Raw genomic sequence first — 20261 nt, forward strand, 5'->3', positions numbered from 1 at the left:
AATGAACTAATTTGGTGGAAAATTTATAAAATCAAAATCTTCAGTCATATATAATTGCTTAATAGACCAGGGTAATCATGCTCATTATTAGCAGATAACGAATGAATATAATTACATTCTTAATAATAATAAAAATTATACTTTCTTTATAACCCTGAAAAGTATAATTTTAATACAATTTTTAGATCATCCCCCAGTCCATTACGCATATATTAAAGGGTATATTTCAAAGAACAAATGCAATTAGATAAAGAATTACGTCAACTAACGAAAGCACGAACTTCACAAACACAATCGTATAGCGAGATCTATACTCCAATCGTTTATAGAATTGGGAATCAGGAAGATCAATCCGCATTATTAGAGCTGCTACAGGTAAATCCGAACATCCAGGTATTTGACAGTATTCAAAATCAGCTGACCGACCTTATCAAAGGACTTAATCCAACCTTAGTACTTAGTAAAGAGCAAATTAGCGAGAAGATCCTCGAACATTTAAATGGTACAGAACCAGAAGAATATGGCGTTTGGATATATTACCCATGGCTGGAAAAACTCGTTCATATCTTAGATAAAGATGAATTTATCATGGTCCGTACCAACCGCAATAAACATAAAATTACCCAGCTCGAACAGGATCAGCTGATGCAGAAAAAAATTGGCGTAATCGGCCTTTCTGTAGGGCAATCTGTATCCTTAACCCTTGCCATTGAAAGAGGCTGTGGTGAACTGAGGATTGCTGATTTTGACCACCTTGATCTGACCAATTTAAACAGGATCCGTAGTGGTGTTCAAAATATAGACTTAAGAAAAACTGTAATCGTTGCCAGAGAAATTGCGGAAATTGACCCTTTCTTAAAAGTTGTTTGTTTTCATGAGGGCATAACAGAAGAAAATATAGACGCTTTCCTTACGGAAAATGGGAAACTCGACCTCCTCATTGATGAGTGTGATGGAATAGACATCAAGATCCTTTGCAGAGTAAAAGCCAAAGGACATCAGATTCCTGTATTAATGGAGGCCAGCGACCGCGGTACGATAGACATCGAGCGCTTTGACCTTCAGCCGGACCGCCCGATATTACATGGTTATATCGAGCACCTGGACATTTCAAAAGTAAAACACCTTAAAACAAACGAAGAAAAAATACCATACATCTTACCTATTGCAGGGGTAGAAACTTTATCCACCAGGATGAAAGCTTCTATGATCGAGATTCAGCAAACGATTACATCCTGGCCGCAACTGGCCAGCGCGGTCACCTATGGTGGCGGAATTACCGCTGACCTTTCCAGAAGAATCCTGCTTCAGGAACTTTCGGTTTCGGGAAGGTTTTTTGTCGACATCGAAGAAATCATTGCTGATCCTCCATCTGATGCTCCCAAACCGGAAATGCCAAAACCTGAAAAAGGAATTTCATTCCCTGAAATCAGGACATTGATTGCCGGTACAAATATTGAAAAGGCGAAGGGTGCTGTTGCACTGGATGAAACACAGCTGGAGCAGATCATGCAAACCGCCCAAAGGGCAAGCTCTGCGGGGAACAATCAGCCATGGAAATGGTATTATGAACAGGGAACCTTATTTCTTTTCCATGATACAGAACGTTCTTTCTCCTTTGCGAATCATAAAAACATTGTTGCTTATGTAGGATTTGGGCTGGCATTGGAAAGCCTCCGCCTGAAAGCAGATTCATTGAATTTAAACCTTCATGAACAGCTCTTTCCGGATCCGAACATCCCAACATTAATTGCCGCATTACAATTCTCTGCTGCTGATCAGCATCAGGTCAAAGATACCCTGGCCGGCTTAACCGGAATCCGGAATACCAACAGAAACCAGCCTAAAGAGAGAAAACCGGTTTCCACAGAAATACTAAGCACAATCAAAACTGAAACTGAGCAGGTTTCCGGTGCAAAGATCCATTTCATTGAGGATGAAAACACCATTCGTAAAGTTGCCGATATCATGGGAGAAGCAGATAAACTCCGCCTTTATACCCCTACCGGACACCACGAATTGTTTAACCTCGAGCTCAGGTTTACCAAAGAAGAAAGCGAAAGAACCGGTGATGGTCTTGACCTGGAATCTTTTGGATTAACCCCTGGTGAAGCCATCGGAATGAGGATTGCCAAAGATCCCGAAGTACTTTCTTTATTGAAAAAATGGAAGATGGGTACCGGTTTGGAACGACTATCTAAAAAATCAGGAATAGCCTCTTCTGCCATTGCTTTAATTACAATGCCTGCCCATACTTCTGCTGATTTTATCAATGGAGGAAGAGCCGTTGAACGCATGTGGCTAACCGCCAATCATGCCGGCATCGCCATACATCCTATGACAGCAAGTATTTTACATTTTAACATCCTTAAATATGGTGAAGGCCTTAATCAGGACTCATACCTCAAAGACAGATTTACTGAACTGAACGGCATTTTTTACGATTGTTTTTCAACAGTAGACCAAAAAGAAGAAGTTAGTGTGTTTCTTTGCAGACTATTTTATTCCGAAAAGGAAGACGCGCCCTCAAAACGTTTACCAATTGACAAAATATTCATTCATGCCTAATTTAACCTGATAAATGGTAAAGTTTACAGCATTTAAAGCTACAGACAACGAGGCTTTATGTCATAAGTTTATTGAGGGACATAGAAAGGTACTGGAGATTTATGGAATCACGATGATTACTTCGGCAAAACACGCCTGGGTTCATCATGAAAATACTTATGTGATCCTCGTAGAGTCCACCGAAGACGGAAGAGCTTTGGGTGGTGCCCGCATTCAGATTGCCGATGAGGAGTTGCCGCTTCCTATTGAAGATGCCGTGGGAAAACTTGATGCCAAAATCTTTGATCAGCTTGCAGAAAGAAAATTACTGAAAACAGGGGAGCTTTGCGGCTTGTGGAACTCCCGGGAAATAGCGGGCTTAGGCGTAGGAAGTATCTTTTTAATCCGGGCTTCAGTAGCACTCGCCTATTCCCTTGGTTTACACAGTTTATTTGCCTTATGCGCTCCGGCAACAGTCAGGGGTGGAAAAAAAACCGGCTTTGATGTAAACGTTGCCATTGGCAATAATGGCCAGTTCTATTATCCAAAACTGGATTTAATTGCCACTGCAGTTATCATTGACAATGTCAGGACTTTGGAAAAAGCAGAACCCGACATCAGAGATCTCGTTTTTGACTTAATTAACAACCCTGTACAGGTCCGCTCAGAAAGCGGCCCAAGAGGAGATGTAGATATCATGTACGATTTAAAATATACTTAATTTAGCATTCGTGAAATCCGCACATCAGATTCTTATATATTGCATTTTTGCTTTTGTTACGCTATGCTCAAACCTGGCGGCAAAAGCACAGGTCATCCGGCTTGACCAAAAAACCGAGAAACAAATCAACATTAGTGATCAGATCTGTACCTATGAAGATCCTTCAGGTCAGCTCTCTATTTCAGAAATTATCAAAAGAGATGATTTCAAACCCAATTACAGAAAGATTGCCAATTTTGGATTAACAAAATCCAACATCTGGCTTAAGATCAAAATTGCAGATCCCAAAACCAATCAGGCCTTTTTTCTGCAGCTGAAAAGTCCGAATCTGGATAATGTGGTTTTCTACTATCCGGAACATAATGTATATAAACCCATTTATTCCGGCAACAGCACTCCATTATCAAAACGTGACATTGTGCATCAGGAACCGATTTTCAAATTAAGGTTCCTATCAGACACGACTACTTATTACCTGAAAATTTCGGCCTCCAGCCCGATTACACTGCCTTTATTTGTTGGAACTTTCTCTTCCACATTAAACTCCATCGATCGGGAAGGCAACATTTTCAGCATGTATATCGGTCTGATCATTACAATGTTTCTGTACAATATTTTCATCTATTTTACCGTCAGGGAAAGAAGTTACCTCTTTTATGTGGTGTATATTTTCAGCGTTGGCTTTACCCAGATGGCCCTGCAAGGTTATGCTTTTTACTTAATATGGGGCAATGACCTTTGGCTCAACAACCAGGGACTCGTCTTCTCCATTGTATTTGTCGGCATCAGTTCCATCTTCTTTACCAAGGAGTTTTTACACGTTAAGAATTTCATGAAAAAGATGGACCTATACCTTAATGTACTGATTTTACTTTACCTGATTTGCCTTGGAATCAGCCTGATCGGCTATCCATTGGAAGCACAGATGGCACTTCAGCTGCTCACTATAGTAGCCTCTCTTTCAGTGATCATTACGGGTATACTGATTTACAGAAAAAAATACCGCCCGGCATTGTACTTTACCATTTCCTGGTCTTGTTTCCTGTTTGGAGTGATCATTTTCATTTTGAAAGACCTGGGCATCCTGTCGTATACCTTTTTCACCAATAATGCGATTTTGATCAGCTCCGGTTTAGAGGCGATCTTGCTTTCTTTTGCCCTGGCTGATAAGATCAACATCTTTAAAAAGGAAAAAGAAGATTCACAATCTGAGGCCTTGCGCATCTTAACTGAAAATGAAAAACTGGTCCGCGAACAGAATGTGATCTTAGAGATCAAAGTTAAAGAAAGAACAGAGGCGCTGGAAAACATCAATTCCAGTCTGAATGATGCTTTATCCAATCTGAAGGAGGCACAATCTCAATTGGTAGATTCTGAAAAGATGGCCTCCTTAGGTCAGCTTACTGCTGGTATTGCCCATGAGATCAACAACCCGATCAATTTCGTAACTTCTAATATCAAACCCCTTCAAATGGATATTGATGACCTCAACGAGCTCATCAACAAGTACGAAAACTTAAACCTGGAAGGAGACCTTCCGGCACAGATCTCATCGATAGAATCTTTCAAAAAATCAATAGACCTCAATTTTGTCAGGGATGAAATCAAGTCCCTTTTATCAGGAATCGGGGAAGGCGCTAAACGTACAGCCGAAATTATCAGAAGTTTAAAGAACTTTAGCCGTCTGGACGAAAACGACACGAAGTATGTAGACCTTAACGAAGGACTGGATTCGACCCTGGTCCTGGTCAGGAACACCTTTCCTGACAATTTAGATATTAATAAAAATTATGGTATCTTACCTAAAGTTGAATGTATGCCCGGCAAAATCAATCAGGTTTTCATGAACCTGATCAGTAATGCCATACAGGCAATTAAAGGAAAAGCTGATAAAACGGAACAGAATTTTCTGAACATCAGGACCTGGAAGGAAGATGAGCTGGTGAAAATCAGCATCCAGGATACGGGACCAGGAATGTCTGAAGAAGTTAAACAAAAGATTTTTGAACCTTTTTTCACAACTAAAGATGTGGGAGAAGGAACCGGTTTGGGATTATCTATAGTGTTCAGAATCATCGAAAACCACCATGGCCAGATTGATGTTGTCACAAAAGTAAATCACGGTACAGAATTTATTATTACCTTACCCGTAACCTCAAGATAATACGCTTTGTTATGAATGCAACAACTATACGTGTTCTGTATATAGATGATGAAGAAAACAACTTGCATGCTTTTAAAGCAAGTTTTAGACGGCAGTATGAAATTTACACAGCCCTATCCGCTGACGAAGGATTAAAAATTCTTGAAAATGTTTCTGTTCAGGTAATCATTGCGGATCAGAAAATGCCCAATACCACTGGTGTGGAATTTTTCAAAAACATCAAGCATACTTTCCCTGATCCGACCAGGATCTTATTGACCGGATATACCGATATTGAGGCCCTGGCAGATGCCATCAACCATGGAGATATTTACAGATACATCACCAAGCCATGGAACGATCTTGAGTTACACAATTCGATCAAAAATGCCTATGATGCCTATAAATCCAAAATAGACCTCAGAAATAAAGTCGCCGAACTGGAAAAAACCAACGACGAACTGAACAGGTTTATTTACAGCATTTCCCATGAATTAAGAGCACCACTGGTCTCTGCAATGGGAATTGTCAACCTCGTAAAAATGGAAGGGCTCTTTCATTCCAGCGGAGAGTATTGGGGATTGATAGAAACCTGTTCCAACAGGCTGGATTACTACATCCAGAAAACCCTTCAATACTATAAAAACAACAAGACCATTTCCGAAAATACACCCGTAGATTTCAAAAGACTGGTATCAGATCTCATTGAACTGTATTCCTATACCGATAAAGACATGCATTTCAATGTCAACATCATTCAGGATGAACCTTTCTATGGAGATGCCTTCAGAATTGAAGTGATCTTAGGGAACCTGATTTCCAATGCCATCAAATACCAGAAGGAAACAGAGCTGAATAAAAACGTAAACATCAGTATAGAAGTTCAGCCTACCCAGGTCAACATTGCCATCAACGACAATGGGATGGGAATTCTCAATGAACACCTGGAAAAAATATTCCTGCAGTTCTTTAAAAGTAAAATCAACCATGGCAGTGGCCTTGGTCTTTTCATTGTAAAGGAAGCACTGAATAAAATCAACGGAAAAATAGCGGTAAGTTCAAACTCAGTAGAAGGTACCACCTTTAAAATAACAATTCCAAATGTCAAGTAAGTACAATAGAATAATGCTGATAGATGACAATGAAGTCGATCTGAAGATCAATTCAAAAATCATTACGATATCTAAGTTATTTGATGAAATCATCCTTTGCCAATCCGGAGAGGAAGCCCTCAATTACCTTAGCAGGAATCTTAAAGAAGAGGATAAATTACCGGACTTCATATTACTGGATATTCAGATGCCGGAAATGGATGGTTTCGAGTTTCTGGAAATCTTCAAAAGATTACCGGCCCCGATCACAGAAAAATGTCTGGTGGCTATCCTTTCTTCCACACTGGATTTCGGCGACATCAAAAAAGCAGAAGCAAATCCTTATGTAACCCGGTTATTTAAAAAACCCTTGTTTCCAAAAGAACTGGAAGAGGCCCTGACAAAATATTTATAACAGACCTGTATCTACGACAAAGGGCAGTTTTCAAATGAAAACTGCCCTTTTATGCTGACCTGGAACCGGATTATACCAATCCCGGGATTTCTACCATTTCATCTGTCTCTACCTCATAATCGATGCCCGCAACATCAAAACCAAACAGGTTAAGGAAATCCTTTTTATATCCTGCCAGGTCTCCGGTTGACGGAAGACTTTCTGTAGTAGATTCCAGCCATAAAGCAGCAACTTTAGCCTGGACATCTTCGCGCATTTCCCAATCGTCTACGCGGATCCTTCCCTGCGCATCGGTTTGTACTTCAGCACCGGTGTACAAACGCTCTTTAAATAAGCGCTGGATCTGCTCAATACATCCTTCATGAATTCCCTCTGCTTTCATCACTTTATATAAAAGTGAGATGTACAAAGGAATGACCGGAATTGCCGAGCTCGCCTGGGTTACCAGGGCTTTGTTTACCGACACATAAGCTTTTCCATTAAGATCCTTCAACTTATCAGTGATCGTGAAAGCTGTGGCTTCTAAATGATCTTTAGCGCGGCCTATAGTTCCTTTACGGTATACTGCTTCTGTTAATGCAGGGCCGATATAAGAATAAGCAACTGTAGTTGCACCCGGAGCAAGTAATCCTGCGGCTTTTAATTCGTCGATCCACATTCCCCAGTCTTCGCCACCCATTACGGCAACTGTATTTTCAATATCTTCTTCATTCGCCGGTTGAATAGAGATTTCAGAAACGATTCCTGTATGGAAATCTACCGTATTGTTGGTAAACACCTCACCTATCGGCTTCAATACAGAATTATGCGTCACTCCCGTCACCGGATGGGTTCTTTTAGGAGAAGCCAGACTATAGATTACCAGATCGATCTGACCTAAGTCAGCCTTGATCAGTGCCAGCGTTTTCTCTTTAATTTCTTTAGAGAAAGCATCTCCGTTTATGCTCTTTGCATATAAACCAGCGGCATGCGCCTGAGTTTCAAATGCGGCAGTATTGTACCAGCCTGGTGAAGCTGTTTTCCCCGCTGCCGGTGGTTTTTCAAAATACACACCGATAGTTGAAGCATCAGATCCAAAGGCACTGGTAATCCTGGAAGCCAGACCAAAACCGGTAGAAGCCCCGATAACGAGTACTTTTTTAGGCCCTTCAATAGGTCCTTTCGATTTTACATAGTTGATCTGGTTCAACACATTTTGTGCACACCCTTCAGGATGAGCAGTCAGGCATATAAACCCACGTATTCTAGGCGCAATAATCATAAATATTTTTTTTATAGCAGTTTGTACTCAATTATTCAGCAAACATAATAAAACAAAAAACAAAACCCGGTACTTTAGACCGGGTTCTGTCAGATCACCTATTCACGGGATCGGTATTAGTTTTCAGGAATTAATACAGATAGTTCAGCGCAATAATATCATTTGCGTTAAAAGTACGGTTTCCACCGTTTGAGCAAGCCAGCATCCATGAGCCAGCATCAGGTGTTGTTGGCGTTCCTGGAATATGGATGGCACCAACTCCTGCCTGACCTTCGTTACCTGCACCTGCAGAACCGCAGCTAAATGCACGGTTCATATAATCTGTATGACGCATGCCGATGCAATGTCCAACTTCATGCTGGATCACAGAAGCAAGGTAATTCAGATTTGGATTCGTACCATAAGCTGCCGGATTGGTATTCATACGGATCTTGTTAAAAGGTTTACCTTGTGAAGTAGGGAAACCTGCAGAACCTAACGTAATAAAGCCACCGCTTGGACCTTCGTTAAAACCTACAATATCAATTTTTCCGATCGTTCCGGTTGATGCCAGTTGAAAAGTAAGTGACAAACCAAGTGCATTGTATCTGCTGATCATAATATTGGTCGCATCTTTATACACTTGTGGAAGGTTCGATACGGATACCGTGATGACCTGTGGAAGGCCGGTTACCGTATTAGTGGTTCTATATTGTTCAGCTTTGGCGATCACCAGGTTAGGGCTTTCGACTTTTTGTGAAAGATTTTCGTCTGTTAAAAGGATGTCTCCTTCAACAAGGTACCCGCCTTCGACTTTTCGGGCATCCTCAGTGCTAAATCCCTGGGCTTTAATCTGAGCTAAAGTGGAAGCAGAAAGTTCTTCCTGTTTTGGAGCTTCTTCAGCTACACTTTTGTCTTTTGTACATGAGTAAATACCCCCGGTTAATAAGCACAGCACGGCTAGGGTTAAGATTCGATTAGTTTTCATGAATAATAATTTAATAGGATGATTAATGTTGATTAGTTAGTTTGTGATATAGGTGATTAATTGTAATTTAGTAAGAATTATTTACGTAATCAAAATTTTACAACAAAAATTTATTGAATCTTCTGACACGACTTCTTTTATTGCTCTTCTGGCTAATCAGTATTGATGCCCAGGCCCAGATTCCCTCAAAGAAAATTGAGCGGGTGTATGAGAAGTACCTTTCTGTCCCGGAAAAAAAATTACCCATATCATCTGACAGCCTGATACTTGTAAAACTAAACAGGGTACTCAGCCCGGCTGAACTGGCAAAAATAAATCCCAGCAGACGCTTTTCTTCCACTCATTTTGTCCTGAACAAATCGGCACTGAAAAGCTTATCCGCAGACCTGGTTTACCAGGCCCCGGCCAACTCCTTATGGAAGGCCAGTGACGAGCTCGGTCAGCTGCTGGGAGAAAAAAATAAACAAGACAAAATCTTAAAAATAAAGTTTGTCCTGAAAGACCTGAAAAATGGAATCCCCTCCTTTTTGTCCCCATACCAACCGGAGGTCGACTACCGTTACCACCTCATTACCGTCCTGATCCCAATTGCCAGAGTACCCTCCATATTGCAAGAGGAAACTGTTCTTTTTGCGGACATCACCCAGGCCGTAAAAGAAGAGGCTGTACAGAGTTACTTTGACCACACCCTGAATGAGGTTTCGACGGTGCATGCCCTTTTTCCGGAGCTCAATGGAGCTGGGATCACCATTTCTTTAAAGGAAAGGATGTTCGATGTCAATGACATCGATTTATTAGGAAAATATATCCCGGGAGCAATCGCTCCCAGCAGCCAGGTTATCCCGCATGCCACAGATATGGCCACTACGGCACTTGGCAATGGCAATTCCTTCTACAAAGGTCTTGGTGTAGCACCATCAGGAAAACTAAGTTCTTCAGATGTGGACAAAAGCCAGCTTCCCGACGACCTGAAAAATTTTAAAGACCTCAACATTAACATCCAAAACCATTCTTACGGAACAAGGATACAAAGCATCTATGGTACTGAAGCACTCGCATATGATCAGCAGGTATTTGAATCCAATGAGTTAATACATATTTTTTCTTCCGGAAACAGCGGAGATTCTATTCCAAAGGCAGGGACTTATATTGGTCTTCCGGCTACTGCAAACCTGAGTGCAAATGTTAAAAATGCAAAGAATATCCTTGTCATTGGCGGGATAGACAGGGAGAATAACATTATGCTGAAAAGTAGCAGGGGCCCGGCTTATGATGGAAGGGTAAAACCAGACCTCGTTTCTTATGGCGAAGATGGTACTTCTCCTGCTACAGCGCTTACCAGTGGTGTATCCATGCTCTTTGAACAAAAATATAAGAGTTTATATGGAAAAGCCCCTTCCTCTGCTCTTTTGAGGAGTATTTTGATCAATTCTGCGGATGACCTGGGCAGGCCACAGCTGGATTATATCTATGGATACGGCAAATTAAATGCCTTCCAGGCTTTAAATACCCTGATAGAAAACCGCTTTAAAACCGGAGTACTGAGCCAGGATCAGGATTTCAGTTTCCCAATCCAGGTTCCTGCAAATCAGAAATCCATCAAGGTAACCCTGGTCTGGATTGATCCGCCGGCACAAATCAACGCTGCCCAGAGTATCATCAATCACCTGGACTTGTCTTTGACCAGCCCATCTGGAGAAGTGACTTTACCCTGGGTTTTAAGCACTTACCCTCATCTGGATTCTCTTGCCGCCCCTGCGGTACGTAAAATCGACCAGCTCAACACGGTGCAGCAGCTTACGCTGGAAAACCTGAGTCCCGGAACTTATACTGTTCATATCAAAGGCCGCCAGGTAAAACAGGCGATTCAGGAGTTTTCCTTTGCCTATAGCCTGACAGCAGCAAATAGCTTCCGATGGGCTTACCCTGAAAATAACGACCAGGTGATTGCAGGGGAAGAAAATTACCTGCGCTGGCAAACCAGCTTTCCAACAGGAAAAACAGGAAAATTATCTATCAGTTATGACAATGGAACCAATTGGGAAGTCCTCAACAACAGCACGGATCTGAGCAAAAATTTCTATAAATGGGCAACTCCCGGCAACCTGATGACCAAGGCATGGCTTAAAATGGAAACCGAAGGACAAACCATTCAAAGCAACGCCTTCATCGTTTCCAGAGCTCCTCAACTTCAAATCGGATATAACTGCGATGATGCACTTCTTTTTCACTGGAAACCGATTGCCAACGCAAGCAGCTATACCTTGTATCACCTTAAAGATCAGAAAATGGTTCCGCTCGCGGAGAACATTACTGATACCCTGACCATTGTACAAAAAAAAAACAGCAGCAGCAGTACAGTCTTCGCCATCTCTGCAACCGCTGCGGGTTTTACGGGATTAAGAAGCCGTACCATGGATTATACTGCACAAGGTATTTCCTGTTACACCCGCTCATTTACCGGTGATCCATTTGAAAAGGAGATCCGACTGAACCTCAATATCGGGACCACCAATAACCTGAAAAAACTCATCTGGGAAAAACAAACAGCAAAAGACATTTTCATTCCTTTGGCAGAAACCAATGTCCTGACCAATCAACTAACCTATAATTACAGCGATCTTAACCCACAAGTGGGACCGCAGTGGTACAGGGTTACGATGGAGACCCTCGATGGACGCAAAATACCAACAGAGGTCATCCTGGTCAACTTCCTTAAAGAAACCGACTTTAGCTTTTATCCCAACCCGGTAGTCAGTCAGATCAACATCCTCAACGGAGGGTATGAAGAATACAAATTCGAATTGTACAACCTCCTTGGCCAACGCGTTTTTGAAGAGAAAGCTAATGGCAATACACAATTTGACATTTCCAGATTAACCACCGGCCTCTATATCGGTGTCATCACCGTAAATGGAAAATCCCTTAAAAAGATCAAAGTACTTAAGAAATAAGAAGCAAGTTTATGAATGAGATCATCTTCAGATCTATGGAAATCCCTGAAATTGAACAGATCAGAACAATTGACCGGACAGAAACCATTTACGAATCTTATGAGTACAAGGAAGGTACACTTCAGTTATTTCCCGATTTTTTTCAGGTCGATGGCTGGGATGAGGAAGAACTCGACGACCTGATCCGCTGCCAGTATAAAATTTTAGAGGAAGGAGGAAAAGTGATCGGTGCTTTTGATCAGGAAATCCTTACTGCTGCTGTTTCAATAGAAAGAAAGAAAAGAGGCGCCCTGGCCGAATATTGCAAAATGGACATGTTATATGTCAGTGCAGCCTATAGAGGAAAACAAATCGGACAACAACTCATCAGGGAAGCAAAAACAACAGGAAAAGCCTTCGGAGCAAAAAAATTATACATCTCTGCCACCCCTACTAAGGCAACCGTTGACTTTTACAGAAAAACAGGTGCAATACTTTGTCAGGAAATAGACCCGGAATTATTTGAACTCCAACCACTTGACATTCACCTGGAAATAGAAATCCAGGAAAATCCCCCTTCCGGTTTCTGAAAAAATATCACTACAATAAACCAAGATTACCAGTAACGTAAATTATATCAAAAAACAACTTCTTATTTTTACAAAAACAAACCAATAGGGAAAATTATAATTATCTTCGTTTAAATTTAAATTAACACAGACATAATGAAGAAAAACATTTTATTCTCTGCCCTTTTATTAGGGGCTCTCGTTTCCTGCAAAAAAAAGGATTTCCTTGAAAAACCACCAATAGACCCTACAGTTAAGTTGGAGTACTCCAAACTCAGCGTTGAAGAACACAAAAAGACCTTAGAAACCAGTGGGGTTAATTTTTTAGGAAAGATCAACACCTTACCTAATGAGAAATTTATTGCGGTAATCAGCAGACTGGCGGAACTGGATTTAGAACTGCTTTCCAATTCTGTAGTAGGAAAACAGCTGCTCTCCAGCAGTCTCGCAGCTAAAGGTAAAAATGTAGATGCCATCTTTTCTGCAGTTACCTCCACAAATACAGGAGTTAAATCTGGTTCTTTAAACGAATTCTACGGAATTTATACCTGGGATCCTAAAACCAGCCAGTTTACAAAAACAGCATCTAAGGATAAATTAGAAATCAGCTATCCGGCCACCGAAGCTTCCAAGACTAACAATGCCATATTAACGGCCAGTTATACCGCTTCAAAAGCAACTGCAACCGTCGACGGAACAGCTTATGAATTGCCTGCCACTGTAAAAGCAACATTAACTGTAGATCAGAAAAAAGAACTGGAATTGAACTCTCAATACGAATTCAACGCAGATGGTACACCTTTAAAATCAAACATAGAACTGACTTTAGGTTCATTTGCCCTAAATGTTAAACTGAGCAATGATTTAAAAGCGATCAATTCAACTGTTGCTTTTCTTAAAGGAACAGAAACCCTTTTTGCCATCGTGGCATCAGGAAATGGAAATGGGAACCTTAATGCGATTAAAGAGGCAACCAGATTCGATGAGGTTTTGCAAAATGCGAATGCGGGTATACGGATCATGAATCTGCAATTGGCTGGTCAGATTGATGTGAAGGCAATTTCTGCAGCAACTAAAGCCGCTGAAAAACTTCCTGAAGCAGAAAAAAGTAAAAAGAAAGCAGAAGCGTATGCAAACAATACCATTCTAATGGCCTTCTATACAACAGATAATACCATCATTGCAAAATCAGATTTTGTATCGGTCGAAGACACCTATTCTTATTGGGGATGGGATCCGATCACCAATAAATCTGTAGAGAAAAAGGTTACCTATTATGAAGTAGAACCTCGCCTGGTATTTCAAGACGGTTCTAAATTAAGCCTGAAAGCATTCTTTAAAGTTGGGTTCAGCAAATTAATCGGCGATTTCGAAGCCTATGCCAACCGTTTCTAAAACGCAAAAAGCATTCATAAAAAAGGGGATCAGTTAGAACTGATCCCCTTTTTTATTTGGCAATGACCCGATACACCGTGGAAGCATAACCACACCAGATTCCAACTCCAGGCCCTTTAATATTAGTTTTCAAGGCCTTTGTACTCCCAACCAATGGATTGGAACCATTCAACACTTCATCCTGAAAACTATTCCAGAACTCAAATCCAGTCTGCGGTATCCCTGAAAATTTAACCATCACCGTATCTCCTTTGATAAAATAAGGATCATGTTTACTCGTCAGGTTACTCTCCGGGCCCCTGTTCACCTGTAACCGCAATTCCTTCCCGTTAAAGTACTGATCATTCTGGTTGGCGAGCAAGGTTGGAATAAAACTTTTCTCCCGCTCTAATTTCGTATACAAGCGATAGTAGTTTTTATCCTCAGCGGCATCCTTAAAGCGGACATTTAGCTGCATGGTATTCTTCGGCTTCGAAACAAACCAGATGCTATCCAGAGGTGTACGTTTAGGGATGGAAGTCTCCGCTTCCAGTGTATTGCCTGCATACTCCACCTTCAACTTATAATTGCCTCCGGTTTTCCCTTTAAGAGAGTAGCCCCTGTACAAAAAGTAAGGAAAATAACGTTTATCAGTTGTACCGGTCAACACCTCTGTTTCCACTCCATCAGACACTGTTACCTTAGCATAACGAATGATCACCTCTGCCAATTGTGCAGAATCTATCGCCGTAAAAAAAGGCAGATTATGGGTTACAATCACATAAGGATAATCATCTTTCTCTATCCAGCCCTCCAGCACAAATCTTGGCTTATAAACGGCAGGTTTCTCTTCCTTCTTACAGGAATAAGTCAATAGTACCACTACGATATAAAACACATTTCTCCAATAATTCATCATCTGAAAATTACTTTATAATTGATTGCGGGAAGGACAGGGAGTAAAGCAATAGACTTTTCCTGAACAGACACCCTGCCCGAATTCAGGCTTCCCCTGGCCATATAATAATTGAACATGGGGTTACTTTTATTGTATACATTATAAACTGATAAGGAAAGCACACTTTTATACTTTCCTGTACGAAACTGATACCCTGCAGACAGGTCAAGTCTATGGTACAGCGGCATCCTGGAGCTGTTATATTCGCCATATTCGTTCACCACATTTCCTGCAATCAGGTACCTGCTCACCGGTTTGGTATAAGCATTCCCGGTTGCCAGTGTGAAAAGCGCTGATAAATTCCAGCGTGCATTTAATTTGTAATCAGAAACCAGGGTTAAATCATGTGTTCTGTCGTATTTAAAAGGAAAAGTATTCCCCTCATTAATTTCATTAAATGTACGTTCAGACCTGGAAAGTGTATAACTGAGGTATCCGGTCAGTTTTCCTTTTTTCTTTTTTAAGAAAAATTCTGCCCCATAGCTTTTCCCGTTCCCCAGGTAAAGATGGTCTTCAATCCTCAGGTTATCGAATAAATTCATCATGCCTCCGGAAAATTCAATGACGTTTTTCATATCCCTGGCATACAAATCAATATACCCTTCATAACCGGATGTACCCCATTCCTTAAAAATGCCCAGGCTGTATTGGTTCCCCTTTTCAGGAGGGACTCCATTGATACTTGGCATCCAGAAATCACTTGGGAAGTTGGAGGCGGTAACAGGAATAAGGTGGATCGTCTGCACATTTTTGGAGTAGGAAATTTTCAATGCCGTGTTCTTGTTCAGATGATACCGCAGCGTAAAGGAAGGTTCCATAAACAGCTCATCGCTCAAGGTCTGTCCCTTTGGGAATGCCACCACTGAACCATCCTTGCCAGTCAGACTGTAAGGCCCTTTATGGCGATACCAGGTTAATCGCAATCCACCATATACACTCAGGCGCTCTGAAAATTTATAGTCATCACTGAGGAACAAAGCGGCTTCATCAGCGAAATAAGTATTGGGAATTCCATAATCAAAATCGGTAAGCCCGTTTCTTGCAGATGGGGTATTGGGCTTAAACTTATGCTGACTGAGTTCCAGCCCCGCTTTCAGCTGATGCTGATCAAGGTAAAACTGTAAAGCCGAGCGATAGGTAAAATCCCTGATTGCGGATTGGACACCAATTTTAAAACCTTCCTGCTGCATCCCGAAATTAAAACGGTACCCGCTATAACTCAAGGTATGGTCCATGACTACCTTATCCGAAACCATGCGGTTCCAGTTGATCGATGCGGCACTATTCTGCCAGTCCATTCCATTGTTGATCTGGAACCTGCGGATGTCAAAGCCAAAATCATCCCCTCCCATATAAAAAGTGGCGAACAAACGGTCCTTTTTTGTTAGAGATAAGGCGGATGAAAAGTTCAGGTCATAGAAATCATACCTCATTTGGTTGCTATTTTCATCCTTATTTCCTAACCGGTTTACAATTGGCCATACAGAATGGTTCATAAAGGTTTTCCGCATCGAGGTTGCGAAAGACCATTTTTTTGTAACGGGGATCTTCAGGTTCAGGCTCATTGCCAATACACTCAACTCCCCTTCCAGTCTCAGCGAATCTGCAACCTCCTGATCACTCCTGATATCGATCACAGCAGATAAGCGCCCACCGTATTCCGAGGGGATACCAGACTTATAAAACTTTACCTCCTCTACGGCATTGTGGTTAAATACAGAGAAAAATCCAAGCAGATGAGAAGGGTTGTAAACAACAGAATGATTAAAGAGCACCAGGTTTTGGCCGGAGCTGCCGCCACGGACAAACAGTCCTGAATTTCCTTCTCCCCCTTTGCCAATCCCCGGAAGGGTCTGAATCGTCTTGATCAGGTCATGCACACCTAAAAAAGCAGGCCCCTTCTCTAGATCAGCCCTCTTCAGCAGGTGATAATTATTCAGGTTACTTTGCAGTACCGCTCCTTTATTCCCGCTGATCTCGACCTCATTCAAAAATTGTGTGCCCGATTTCAGATAGAAAGTCTGACGATGGTCCTTTGTAAGGAACAATTCGGATTTTAGCGCGGCATAAGCCACATGGCTGATCAGCAGCTCGTTTCTCCCCCTTTCCAATGACAGTTTAAAATAACCGTTCTGATCAGTCAGGGCTTGCCCGGTACCTGATTTTGAGTAAATCCTGGCTCCTGAAACCGGCTTCCTGCTGGAATCAGCCAGGACAACTCCTTCTAAAAATACCTGCTGGGCCTTGCCATTAAAAGCCAGGAACAACAGCAACAAAACGAGAAACGGTTTAGACATATACTTACAAAAACGGGATAGCGCGTTATGTTCGTAAAGAACGTCATTTTTTAATCAAACCGACCATAAACCGCAAATAAATCAATAAATAAGATATAAAATTTCATCAAACAAATAAAAAAATCTGACTGTCAAAATCCCAAAAGCGCAAAGAGAGGATCGCATTTAAAGACCTATATTTGGCCCTCAAAATATATAGAGAAGCATGCTTTTTAGAAATTCCGCATTCCTGCTCAGCTTAATGGGCTGTACAATTACCTTAAATGCGCAAACCACATACCCTTCAAAACCATTAAACGATACCACGAGAAAACTGAATGAAGTCATGGTCAGAGAAAACAGGCTTCAGCTGCCCTTTTCCCAGCAAAACAGGAACGTCTCTATTATTGACCAGGAGAAGATCAAAAGTCTGCCGGTAAGGTCAGTAAGTGAGTTGCTGAGTTATGTCTCAGGTGTTGATGTCCGTCAGCGTGGCCCGGGAGGCGCACAGGCAGACATCAGCATGGATGGAGGGACTTTTGATCAGACCCTGGTACTCATCAATGGCATCAAAGTTTCAGACCCTCAGACCGGGCACAACATGATGAACCTGCCCATCAGCATGGATGATATTGATCATATTGAAGTACTGAGGGGATCGGCCTCCAGAATTTATGGCATCAACGCATTGACAGGGGCGATCAATATTGTCACCCGTAACGTAAAAAACACCGGCCTTTCTGCCACTGTCTTCTCCGGGAGCAGCTTTAAAAAGAAAGAAGACAATGGGAATACCTATGCCAATTATGGCATCCGTGCAAGTGGAACGCTGGCCTTAAACAGCAGTTCACATTTATTTTCCATTGGTCAGGAAGCCGGAAACGGTTACCGCTACAACACGGCCTTCAATAATCAGAAACTGTATTACCAGGGAAAAATAAATGTGGGAAAAACAGATCAGCTGGAAGTAATGGCTGGCTATACCCACAACAAGTTCGGGGCCAATGGTTATTATGCTGCCCCGGGAGATAAGGAATCTGAAGAAACGGTAAAAACAGCTTTGGCCTCCCTCTCCTATACCACCAAAATCACTGATCACTGGACCCTCACACCCAGAATCAGCTACCGCAACAATGTAGACGATTATTTATACATCAAACAAACTCCGGATAAATTCCACAACCACCATGTGAGCAATGTATTCGATGCAGAACTCAACAATACGATTCAAACCGCAATTGGTACTTTTGGCCTCGGACTGGAAGCCAGGACTGAACACATCAAAAGCACCAACCTCGGGAAAAGGAACCGCAGCAATACCGGCATCTTTGGGGAATATAAATTTGAACCCCTATCCCGTTTACTGATCAATCTGGGAATGTATACCAATTACAATTCGGATTACGGCTGGCAGGCCTTCCCCGGCCTGGATGCAGGCTATAACTTCTATGGCAACTGGCGCATATTTGCCAATCTTGGAACAGGGCAACGCCTTCCGACTTATACAGACCTTTATTATAATGGGCCTACGAATATCGGAAACGACCAGCTTCGTCCGGAAAAATCTAAATACGCCGAAGGAGGGATTAAATTCAACAATGAGCAACTGGTCATGAATGCGAGCTATTTTGTCCGCAGGATTGATAATTTTATTGATTGGCTGAAAGCAAAAGAATCTGATCCGTATCAGCCACAAAATTACAACCAGGTCGATACCAAAGGTTTTACGCTAAGTGCTGATTATCAGTTTTCCGGTCTTTCTGAAAACGGAATGCTCAACAAGCTCAGGTTGGGCAGCTCTTTTACCCATCTCGATCCGGCTTTCAAAACCACCATGCCCACTGCCAATTTTTCAAAATACACCATGGAAAGTCTCAGAAATCAGCTGAGTGGAACGGTCAATGCCCAGCTGTATAAAGTGTTAGACTTAACCCTTACTGCCCGTTATAATGAACGGATCAGTAAGAAAACATATACTGTAATGGATGCAAGGGTAGCCTTTAAACAACGTCATTACAGCATTTATGCAGATGCCGCCAATCTGTTTAATGTACAGTACATTGAAGCCGCCGCCATCCCTATGCCCGGCTCCTGGTTCAGCCTTGGCTTAAAGGCAGGAATCTAGTCTTAAATGGCTATATTTGGTTAGAGATCTCCCGAATATGGCCATTTTATTATCTTCCGGAAACTATTTCGGCATAGAGAAGAAGTTTAACGAACATCCTTTGTTCAAATTAAACCTCACCCACTATGCCCCTGCTGAACACATCCATGAGCATTACCATGAAAATGCTTACCTCAGCCTGCTGATCAAGGGGAATTATGAAGAAGTCAACAAACGCAACGATGGGATCATGAACCCGGGGGAAGTCATCCTCCGTCCTTCCGGTTACCGCCATGCAAATAGCTTTGGAAAAACCGGTGGGAGCTGCATGAACATTGAGTTCAAAAAAGATGCCCTGGATGCTTATAGTCTCCGCTCTGCATTACCGGAGCTTGCCACCACTTACCAGGCAGGAGCCTTCAGTTATCTCTACAAATTGCTCTATTCCTTCAGCAACGATCTTGACCCTGAAATATCAGAAGAATACATCTTCAACTGGCTGGCAGAACATCAGAATACCTCTATTCCTTCCCGTCTGGTCTGGCTTCCAAAGGTTAAAAAGATCCTGGAAACAGAACTGGAAACCCCACATACCATAGACAGCATTTCTGAAAGGGTCTTCGTACATCCCATCTACCTGGCAAGGGCATTCCGGGAACGTGAAGGACTCACTATTGGGGAATACAAACTACAGATGCGCGTAAAAAAATCTATGGAACTGCTGTTTAGCACCAAGTTCAGCATTTCTGAAATTGCCTATGCTACCGGATTTTCTGATGCGGCTCATTTCATCAAGTCCTTCCGCCTGTTTTACCCCGTTTCCCCTCATAAATTCCGTTCCGTATTAAAAGGTTAATCTGATACAATTTTCCTGTAACCGGCTTTCCTTCCTTTGTATAAAA

14 protein-coding genes are annotated in these 20261 nt (G+C 41.9%); 10 read left to right on the plus strand and 4 right to left on the minus strand.

All coding sequences use genetic code 11. The features are described 5' to 3' along the window. Positions 1-237: 237 nt before the first annotated feature. From BUC20_RS20080 to BUC20_RS20100, 5 genes are read left to right on the plus strand one after another with little or no spacing between them, the layout of a single operon-like run. Complete coding sequence (locus BUC20_RS20080; RefSeq protein ID WP_073232877.1) at positions 238-2568, plus strand: Rv1355c family protein; 2331 nt, start codon at positions 238-240, stop codon at positions 2566-2568. Between the two features lie 13 nt (positions 2569-2581). Continuing rightward, the gene (locus BUC20_RS20085; RefSeq protein WP_073232878.1) at positions 2582-3268 is read left to right on the plus strand and encodes a hypothetical protein; all 687 of its coding nucleotides are present in this window, start codon (positions 2582-2584) and stop codon (positions 3266-3268) included. Positions 3269-3278: 10 nt separating this feature from the next. Beyond that, positions 3279-5432: a sensor histidine kinase gene (locus tag BUC20_RS20090; RefSeq protein ID WP_084529107.1), complete on the plus strand. Its 2154-nt coding sequence runs from the start codon at positions 3279-3281 to the stop codon at positions 5430-5432. An 11-nt stretch (positions 5433-5443) separates the two neighbouring features. Further along, a complete protein-coding gene (locus BUC20_RS20095) occupies positions 5444-6523 on the plus strand; it encodes a hybrid sensor histidine kinase/response regulator (RefSeq protein WP_073232879.1) in 1080 nt (359 codons plus the stop codon). Next, positions 6513-6917: a response regulator gene (locus tag BUC20_RS20100; protein WP_073232880.1), complete on the plus strand. Its 405-nt coding sequence runs from the start codon at positions 6513-6515 to the stop codon at positions 6915-6917. The genes BUC20_RS20095 and BUC20_RS20100 overlap by 11 nt, the downstream gene beginning before the upstream one ends. A gap of 70 nt (positions 6918-6987) precedes the next feature. Here BUC20_RS20100 and fabV read toward each other — a convergent pair whose 3' ends face one another. Continuing rightward, positions 6988-8178 (minus strand): enoyl-ACP reductase FabV, encoded by a 1191-nt coding sequence (fabV, locus tag BUC20_RS20105; protein WP_073232881.1) that lies wholly within the window; start codon positions 8176-8178, stop codon positions 6988-6990. Positions 8179-8308: 130 nt separating this feature from the next. After that, positions 8309-9145, minus strand: a complete 837-nt coding sequence (locus BUC20_RS20110) for a M57 family metalloprotease (RefSeq protein ID WP_073232882.1) — start codon at positions 9143-9145, stop codon at positions 8309-8311. Between the two features lie 113 nt (positions 9146-9258). Between BUC20_RS20110 and BUC20_RS20115 the strand changes: the two genes are divergently transcribed. From BUC20_RS20115 to BUC20_RS20125, 3 genes are all read left to right on the plus strand, one after another. Then, positions 9259-12099 carry a S8 family serine peptidase gene (locus BUC20_RS20115; RefSeq protein ID WP_143166861.1) on the plus strand — a complete coding sequence of 947 codons (2841 nt, stop codon included), beginning with the start codon at positions 9259-9261 and terminating at the stop codon, positions 12097-12099. An 11-nt stretch (positions 12100-12110) separates the two neighbouring features. After that, a complete protein-coding gene (locus BUC20_RS20120) occupies positions 12111-12668 on the plus strand; it encodes a GNAT family N-acetyltransferase (RefSeq protein WP_073232884.1) in 558 nt (185 codons plus the stop codon). A 135-nt stretch (positions 12669-12803) separates the two neighbouring features. Continuing rightward, positions 12804-14042 (plus strand): hypothetical protein, encoded by a 1239-nt coding sequence (locus BUC20_RS20125; RefSeq protein ID WP_073232885.1) that lies wholly within the window; start codon positions 12804-12806, stop codon positions 14040-14042. Positions 14043-14094: 52 nt separating this feature from the next. Here the strand turns inward: BUC20_RS20125 and BUC20_RS20130 are convergent, their stop codons facing one another. Both BUC20_RS20130 and BUC20_RS20135 read right to left on the minus strand, forming a co-directional pair. Further along, positions 14095-14940 carry a DUF4249 domain-containing protein gene (locus BUC20_RS20130; protein ID WP_073232886.1) on the minus strand — a complete coding sequence of 282 codons (846 nt, stop codon included), beginning with the start codon at positions 14938-14940 and terminating at the stop codon, positions 14095-14097. Further along, positions 14937-17276, minus strand: a complete 2340-nt coding sequence (locus tag BUC20_RS20135; protein ID WP_073232887.1) for a TonB-dependent receptor — start codon at positions 17274-17276, stop codon at positions 14937-14939. The genes BUC20_RS20130 and BUC20_RS20135 overlap by 4 nt, the downstream gene beginning before the upstream one ends. A 205-nt stretch (positions 17277-17481) precedes the next feature. On the opposite strand from BUC20_RS20135, the gene BUC20_RS20140 reads away from it, so the two are divergent. After that, on the plus strand, positions 17482-19380 hold the full coding sequence (locus BUC20_RS20140) for a TonB-dependent receptor plug domain-containing protein (protein WP_073232888.1): 1899 nt from the start codon (positions 17482-17484) through the stop codon (positions 19378-19380). A 37-nt stretch (positions 19381-19417) separates the two neighbouring features. Then, entirely contained in the window at positions 19418-20215 is a 798-nt protein-coding gene (locus BUC20_RS20145) for a helix-turn-helix domain-containing protein (protein WP_073232889.1), read from the plus strand. Positions 20216-20261: the final 46 nt, after the last annotated feature.

Source organism: Pedobacter caeni, from assembly GCF_900129215.1.
In the GTDB taxonomy this organism is placed as follows: domain Bacteria; phylum Bacteroidota; class Bacteroidia; order Sphingobacteriales; family Sphingobacteriaceae; genus Pedobacter; species Pedobacter caeni.